The sequence below is a fragment of the Mesorhizobium sp. M7A.F.Ca.AU.002.02.1.1 genome, assembly GCF_003998535.1.
GTDB classification, from domain to species: Bacteria; Pseudomonadota; Alphaproteobacteria; order Rhizobiales; family Rhizobiaceae; genus Mesorhizobium; species Mesorhizobium ciceri.
In genome coordinates this window covers 1-1,054 of record NZ_RZPB01001259.1, presented here as the reverse complement: position 1 = coordinate 1,054, position 1,054 = coordinate 1, and the positions used below count along the sequence as shown (strand labels likewise).

The following is a 1,054-nucleotide window of genomic DNA, read 5'->3' as shown; positions in this document are numbered from 1 at the left end:
GCTCTATTGGGTGATCAAAGGAAATGTGCAGTGCCGCCAACTGATCACCGAGATCCGGCCGTTCACCGATAGTGAAGGCATCGGCCGCTGCCACCTGATTCTCGACCCCGAGGTTGTTCGAACCGACTGGCAGCCGCGCCGGGCCTTTCAGGGCTGGCGCTATCTGAAGCCGGCCGACGCGCCGCCCGATCTGGGCAAGGGCAAGGCCGGACTGATCGAGATGCCGCCGAAACTCAGGCGCGAGCTTGCCGACCTCGGCCTGCTCTGACCCCAGGTGGCATCACCGTCTGGCCCTTTGTGCCACCCGATGTGGGGCTTGCAAGCGATGTGGCAACGCCACATCTTGTTTTTTATGAGCGATAAGAAGCAACCTGTGCCAGCGAGGACCAATCCTGCGCCGATCAAGCCTCAATCCAACGCTGGCGAGATCGACGCCTTCATTCGCCAGGCGAGGACACTTGCCGCATCGGCGACCGGTTCGGGCAGGCTGATCCTTGCTCTCGACGCGACGATGAGCCGCCAGCCAACCTGGGATCTGGCCTGCACGCTGCAGGGCCAGATGTTCGACGCCGTCGGCAAGGCAGGAACCCTCAGCGTGCAACTGGTTTATTTTCGCGGTCTTGGCGAGTGCCGTTCGTCCGCTTTCGTGAGCGACACCAATGCCTTGAAGCAGCTGATGACGCGGATCGAGTGCCGCAGCGGTCACACCCAGATCGGCAAGGTGCTGGCGCATGCGTTGAAACAGACGGCAACCGCTAAGGTCAATGCGCTGGTCTATATCGGCGATGCGATGGAAGAGGATATCGACGATCTGGCCGAAAAGGCCGGCAGCCTCGGCCTTCATGGCGTTCCTGTCTTCGTCTTTCAGGAAGGCCATGATTCCAGCGCGGAAAAGGCATTCAAAGAGGTTGCGCGGCTGTCCAAGGGGGCCTGGTTCCGGTTTGATCGGCGGGCTGCCGCGACCCTGGCCGGACTGCTTTCGGCTGTCGCCGTGTTCGCGACCGGCGGGTTGAAGGCGCTCGAAGCCAGAGGCAGGCCGGGAGACCGGCTGATG

2 protein-coding genes are annotated in these 1,054 nt (G+C 62.3%); both read left to right on the top strand.

Features of this window, described 5'->3' with window-relative positions:
- The coding region (locus EN879_RS36975) for a DUF1489 family protein (protein WP_127274764.1) at positions 1-268 on the top strand (268 nt) is incomplete at its 5' end.
- Positions 269-352: 84 nt separating this feature from the next.
- Positions 353-1,054 (top strand): VWA domain-containing protein (locus EN879_RS36970; protein WP_164774895.1); only part of this gene is annotated, 702 nt, incomplete at its 3' end.